This window comes from Streptomyces griseorubiginosus, from assembly GCF_017614965.1.
Classification (GTDB): domain Bacteria; phylum Actinomycetota; class Actinomycetes; order Streptomycetales; family Streptomycetaceae; genus Streptomyces; species Streptomyces griseorubiginosus_B.
Genome location: NZ_WVUG01000439.1, coordinates 1 through 5,759, shown reverse-complemented (window position 1 = coordinate 5,759; position 5,759 = coordinate 1). Strand labels below are relative to the sequence as shown.

Here is a 5,759-nt window from a genome sequence, read left to right as displayed (position 1 = left end):
CCTGGTCGGTCAGTCTGCGCACACGGACGGGCTCGGCCACCGCGCCTCCAGCGATCGGATCGGACGTCACTCCACATCCAACCGCCACGACCACCAACCCGGCGAACCAACGCGGTCACAGCACTAGGCGATCTCTTCTCGTACCGATCGCGTACCCTGGCGCGGCCCGGGACCAGATTCCTCTAGCAAGACCTTCTAGGAGGGGCGCGGAAAGATGCCAGGGATCGGCGGCGGAAAGTGGTAGGCCCTGGCGCCCCCAGGATGCGCGCGTTGTGGGTGGTCGTCTCGTTCGGCGCTCCCGGCTGCAGCGTTTCCCGCAGGATTCCTACGCGGAAACGGCCGCAAATTCTGTGATGCGCCCGACTGCACGGCCGCGTCTACAAACCCCCTCTACACCCCCTCTGGCCTGCTGTGATGCCTGTCGACGGGGGCCGTTTCGAGGTGCGATGGTGATTGCCTTGGGCGCACTCGGCGCCTTCGAGCAAGGGGGAGTTATGGACTTCATCACCGCCGTCGGCACCATCACCGCCGCGATCATCAACAAGTGGCGGGGCGGGCCGGGGGAGGACGCGCGGTGAGGTGAGCGGACGGGTGCGAGCTGGGTCGTTGGAGGTTGGCTCAGTTCGCCGGAGCTGCGAACTCGATCTGTCGCGCGGTGCGGAAGAGCTCGGCGTGGGTCAAGCCGGGTGGGAATCGTTCGACGACCCGGTGATGTACGTGTTGGCGGTAGCCGACCTCAGCCAGTTTCCGGAAGACCTGCATGTCGAGTTGGCGCTGGGAGGCGAAGCACTTCAGGGCGGCTTCCTTCGTGTCGAGGAGCTCTTGGGTTCCGATGAAGACGTTGGTGGGTTCGAAGTTGGTGCTGTAGGGAGAGCGGAAGTAGGTGAGGTTGTTGGCTTCGCGCAGGGCGACCGTGGTGACCTCCTGCGCGGTGATTGCGTGGTCGAGGTGCTGGTCGTTGGGAAAGTGGGTGTAGACGACGTCGGGGTGTGTCTCACGGAAGACCCTGAACAACTCGGCGTTGATCTCACCTCGGTGCTCGACGAACCGGGTGTCGGGGACGTCGGAGAAGGTGTACTCGTCCACGCCCAGGAGGCGGCCGGCGGCTCGTGACTCCTTCTGTCGCGGTGCCGTGCCGTCCGGGTCGACGGCTCCGGTGGTCAGGCAGTGCACCCGGACCCGGGCACCGTTGAGGGCGTACCAGCGCATGCGCATGGCCATGGCGATTTCGGGGTCGTCGGGATGGGCTCCCACGACGAGGACAGTCGTCATTTCGTTCCTTCCGGGCGACCGGTGCTGATGGTGAAGGCGCTGCGCAGGACGCGGCCGTCCAGGCCCTGCCAACGGAAGGGCTCGCCTGAGCTGCGGGGCCATCGGAGGTAGTGCATGCTGCCGGCCACTTCGGCCGTATCTCCGCTGGTGAAGGCGATCTTCGACGACGCCCCGCCGTCCAGGTGGTAGACGTGTTGGGGATCGAGTCCCTCGCGGGCACAGAGATCGGCGGTCTCGGCGGGGGTGACGCCGCGGAAGGTCGTCGAGAGCGGGGCGCCGTCGAGGACCTGGAACCGCAGTTCCCGTCCGTGCAGAGCGATCAGGGTGCGGGCGTAGCGCGTGTCGCGGAAGGGGTCGGTGCCCAGGCACTGGTCGTATCCGCGGCATCTGCCGGCCGCCGCCGTGGCGACGCTGGGGCCGGTCGAGAGGCCGCTGGCGAGGGCGCGCACGTCCAGCGCGCCGATCTGCGTGATCTCGACGGTGGCGCCCACCCGGAGGTGTGCGGCTTGGGCACGGCTTGCGCGCAGCACGAAGTTGCCGGCGAACAGGTCGGCCCCGCCGCCTGGGTGCACCGCGGTCACACGGTGGCCGTCATGCGGGATCCAGGACACGACGGCGTCGACGGCCGCGGTATCGGGTGGGGTGATGTTGGTGGCCGCGTCCACGTCGCGCATGAAGCCGGTGCGCGGATCGTCGGTGTAGCGGACCCGGCAGTTCGCAGCGCCGAAGACGGTGAGAACGGCGGGGTCGTATCGGCCGACGGGGTGTGGCTCCTTCGAGCCAACCCACCTGAAGGCCTGTCCTTGCACCCTCAGTGTCCCGGCGGCCTTCAGCATGCCGATGGTCGCCTGGCCGTGGTGGACGAGGAAGGCGGGCTTGGAGACGGTGGGCAGGCTCATGACTGCTCCGTTCCTGCAGCAGAAGTCCAGGCAGGGCTCGGCCGGCTGGTAGGACGGGTCGTCGCTGATGAAGGAGAACGAGCCGCTGACGGCCGCGAACACACCATCTGCGCCGACAAGATCGCGGAGGTGAAAGCCGTCCGTTCGGGAGATCGCCTGGGTCCGGACCTGATCCATGGCGATCCTGAGCGTGTAAGCGTTGGTGAAGGATCCCTGCCCCAGGCCCATGGACTTGGTGAGGAAGCTGGCCCCCGGGGCGATCTGACATGTGCGCTCGGGGATGCGGACCGCGAAGGCCTGCTGGTTTCTGGCGAGGGACTGGATGTCCTCGACGCGGTAGCCGTGGGCGCGCAGGACGGCAAGGGACCTCGCATCCTCTGCCTCTTCGATGGGCCCGGGGCCGAGTGGGATCATGCCGCCTCCTCCTGGGCGGTCCCTGCGGCCTGCACCAGGTCGTGCACGGTGAACGCTCTCGTGCCGAGGAGCCGCAGTACCCGTGTCCGATACCGGTCGGCCACGGCGGTCGGGCTCGGCAGGGGGTAGGGGACGGTTTCGTCCAGCCGGTACAGGACCACGCCGGCCGCGACCTTGGCCATGAGCAGTTCCTCCGTGGCCGTCAGGTGCAGTGGCGGCGGGGCGGCGAAGTATGCGGTGAGCAGGGCGGGCACGAGTGTCCGCAGGTGCGCGGGCCGGCCGAGGTGGTGGATCAGCAGGTGGGCCAGGAAATAGGCAGTGTCGTACGGCGGCCAGCCCGCATGGACGTTGTCGAGATCGCAGATCGCCACGGAACTGGCGGTGAGGTGGAGATTCTTGGGGGCGAGATCGCCGAGGACCAGCTGCTGGCGGGGTAGGGCGGTCAGTTCCTCGCACGTCTGCTCGAGCAGGTCGTGGCCGGTGGCGCGCAGGCAGAAGAGGAAGGAGCGTTCCTGGAACCACTGGTTGCTGCGGGATCGGAACGTGGTGTCGGTGTCCTGGGTGGCGTGGTGGATGCGGCGGAGGGTCCTGCCCAGCAGGGTCATCTCCGTGGCAGTGGCGGGGTGTTCGGTGAGGTGGTCGTGGTAGTTGCGGCCGCTGGGGAAGACGTCGGAAAGGATCATGGCGTGGGCCTCGGCGTGGAAGCCGAGGACCTGCGGGAAGACTGCTGGTGCGATGCGTCCGTAGACCTTCAGGGCCCGGCGTTCGTCGTCGATGACGGTCGGGTCGGTGCGCAGCGTCGGCATGCGGGCGTAGCGGTCACCACGGATCTTGACGATCACGTCCGTGTGCGTGCCGCGTACCCGGAAGACGTGGCTGATGTTGCCGCCGTGGACGCGTTCGGTCGCGGTGATCGGCCCGACGTGCCGCTCGCAGGAGGTGAGGAGGCCGGGCAGGGCAGGACCCAGCAGGTCGGACAGAGTCGGCAGCGGCTGCGCTGGTGTCGGCGGGAGGAGGTTCACCGTGCCGCCTCCATCCGGGGCCGGACTGCCGGTGTGGACTGAGGTGTGGGTCGGAAGTCCAGTTGGCTTACGGGGGCGGCGCCGATCCACTGCTGTGCCATCGAGAGGTAGGCACCCGCCATCAGCGTGGCTCCCCGGCGGTGGCTGGTGAGCTCGGAGGACATCGCGTCCCGGGTGCGTCGCCCGGCCAGGTATTCGAGGAACTCCCATGTCGCGCGGCGTCGGGAGGATTCCTGTGTCGGCAGCGCCACCTGGGAGTCGGAGGATGCGGTGAGTGTCCCGAAGTTGAGGCTGGCGTGCTTGCTCCAGCCGGGGTGGAAGGCGCTGTTGCGAAAGACGTGCACCTGGACGTGGCGTTCGCTGCCCGGTGCGTAGGGGTCCGTGCTGGGTGTCCCGTCGTGGAGCGTCTGCAGGGAGTGGAAGTGGAGTGCCTGGAAGGGGCCCTGCATGATGATGTGGCTCTCGTGACGGACCCGGCCGTTGCCCTTGTAGAGGCTGGCGTGGGCGGGGGTCAGGCTGCCGCGCTGGGAGAAGCCGTTGTGCACGAGGTTGATGGTGCCCAGGGTCATCGTCCGGCCGCTGCTCTTGTAGGCCATGGAAATGAAGGCGTCGACTTCCCCGAACAGCCGTGTCGCGGCGCGCAGTTCGCCCGCGGTGTACGGGTTGCGCGCCGCGAAGCCGGGGAAGAGCCGTTCGTGGTCCTGGACCCCCAGCTGGGCGAGGAAGTCGGCGGGACGGCTGACGTGGGCGTGGATGTCGACGGCGTCGAGGTGCTTGCCGTGCGTCTCGCCGGCCTGTAAGAGCCACGGAACGATGTCGAAGAAGTGGTAGCCGCTGTGGGCGGCCTTGCCGTGCCCCTGGTTGAAGCCGTGGTAGGAGATGTCGAGCAGTTCGTCCGGCAGTCGCCACTGCCCGTCGCTGTGAAAGGACTGGACGCTGGTGACCGGGCAGTTGGTCTCGGCCGTGACCTCGGCAATGCACTGCCGCATCCGCCAGAAGGCCGGGTGGTAGCGGCGCTGGCTCTGGACGCTGACCATGATCTGAGGGAATCTGCGCCGGGCCGTTCTGTAGCACTCCAGCAGGACGTCGAAGTCAGTGAGGATGGCTTCGGCCTTCTCCGGGTTCACCGAGCAGCCGGCGTGGACGGTGAGCGGCTTGTCCAGGAGCACGCTCAAGCCTCGCTCCAGCGCCCATTGCACGTAGACCATGTGATACGTGGGTTCGGTGGAGACCACGACGGCGTTGATGCCGCGGCGCTCCACGACTGCGTCCAGGGCGCGGCGGACCGCCTCGGGCAGGGCGGGGACGCGGGAGTCGAACGGTTCGATCAGCGTCACCGGCACCGACCGGGGCCCGTCGTCGGCGTCGTAGGGCACCAGCACGTCCGTTGCCCCCAGGAGGTCAACGCCGCAGACCGTGCCGACGAGGCCGGCACTCTGTCCGGCCGCCAGTGCCGGCAGGTGACTCCTGCGGGCGTGGGGGCCAACGCCGACTACCAGGAAGTTGTTCATAGATTCGTCCTCTCGTGCAGGCGGGACCGGGCGCGTGGTGGTTGACGCAGTCAGCGGCGTTCGGCGGCTGTCAGGCCTCGTCGGCGTAGTTCGGGCAGAACGCCTTCGCCGACCATGTACGCCTCCTCCAGGTGCGGGAATCCGGACAGGATGAACTCGTCGATGCCCAGGTCCGCGTACTCGGCGATGCGGTCGGCGACTTCGGTGTGGCTGCCGACGAGCGCGGTGCCGGCGCCGCCGCGCAGCAGGCCCATCCCGGCCCAGACGTTGGGGTAGACCTCCAGATCGGTGGGTTTCCAGCCGTCGCGGAAGCGTTCGTTCAGCGCGCTCATCCGGGCCTGGCCCGTCGATTCGCTGGCCGCCAGGACACGGTGGACCTTGCTGACGTGGGCCGGATCGATGCCCTTGATGAGGCGTTCGGCAGCCGCCCAGGCTTCTGCGGTTGTGTCCCGGGCCACGACGTGGAAGCGGATCCCGAACCGCATCTGCCGTCCGTGCTCATGGGCAAGGCGGCGTATCCAGGCGAGTTTCTGCGTGACCTGGTCGGGCGGCTCGCCCCAGGTGAGGTACGTGTCCACGTGGCGGGCGGCGACCGGGCCCGCCTGCGGGGAGGATCCGCCGAAGTACAGCCGGGGCAGGGG

Annotated in this window: 6 protein-coding genes; 1 reads left to right on the top strand and 5 read right to left on the bottom strand. The window is 68.3% G+C overall.

Translation table 11 applies throughout. The features are described from left to right. Positions 1–446 precede the first annotated feature (446 nt). Positions 447–578 carry a hypothetical protein gene (locus GRC12_RS46600; RefSeq protein ID WP_280117591.1) on the top strand — a complete coding sequence of 44 codons (132 nt, stop codon included), beginning with the start codon at positions 447–449 and terminating at the stop codon, positions 576–578. Between the two features lie 40 nt (positions 579–618). On the opposite strand, the gene GRC12_RS41275 is transcribed toward GRC12_RS46600, so the two are convergent. The 5 genes from GRC12_RS41275 to GRC12_RS41255 form a co-directional block, all read right to left on the bottom strand. Continuing rightward, complete coding sequence (locus GRC12_RS41275) at positions 619–1,272, bottom strand: PIG-L deacetylase family protein (RefSeq protein WP_208785584.1); 654 nt, start codon at positions 1,270–1,272, stop codon at positions 619–621. Continuing rightward, positions 1,269–2,585: a hypothetical protein gene (locus GRC12_RS41270; protein ID WP_208785583.1), complete on the bottom strand. Its 1,317-nt coding sequence runs from the start codon at positions 2,583–2,585 to the stop codon at positions 1,269–1,271. The genes GRC12_RS41275 and GRC12_RS41270 overlap by 4 nt, the downstream gene beginning before the upstream one ends. After that, positions 2,582–3,607 (bottom strand): phosphotransferase, encoded by a 1,026-nt coding sequence (locus tag GRC12_RS41265; protein WP_208785582.1) that lies wholly within the window; start codon positions 3,605–3,607, stop codon positions 2,582–2,584. The genes GRC12_RS41270 and GRC12_RS41265 overlap by 4 nt, the downstream gene beginning before the upstream one ends. Then, the gene (locus GRC12_RS41260; protein WP_208785581.1) at positions 3,604–5,118 is read right to left on the bottom strand and encodes a Gfo/Idh/MocA family oxidoreductase; all 1,515 of its coding nucleotides are present in this window, start codon (positions 5,116–5,118) and stop codon (positions 3,604–3,606) included. Before GRC12_RS41260 ends, GRC12_RS41265 begins: the two co-directional genes overlap by 4 nt. A gap of 50 nt (positions 5,119–5,168) precedes the next feature. Further along, the coding region (locus GRC12_RS41255; RefSeq protein ID WP_208785580.1) for an LLM class flavin-dependent oxidoreductase at positions 5,169–5,759 on the bottom strand (591 nt) is incomplete at its 5' end.

Excerpts from the sequence above, each read along its gene's own strand:
- GRC12_RS46600 (WP_280117591.1), top strand. The coding sequence starts at position 447 with ATGGTGATTGCCTTGGGCGCACTCGGCGCCTTCGAGCAAGGGGGAGTT.
- GRC12_RS41275 (WP_208785584.1), bottom strand. The coding sequence starts at position 1,272 with ATGACGACTGTCCTCGTCGTGGGAGCCCATCCCGACGACCCCGAAATC.
- GRC12_RS41270 (WP_208785583.1), bottom strand. The coding sequence starts at position 2,585 with ATGATCCCACTCGGCCCCGGGCCCATCGAAGAGGCAGAGGATGCGAGG.
- GRC12_RS41260 (WP_208785581.1), bottom strand. The coding sequence starts at position 5,118 with ATGAACAACTTCCTGGTAGTCGGCGTTGGCCCCCACGCCCGCAGGAGT.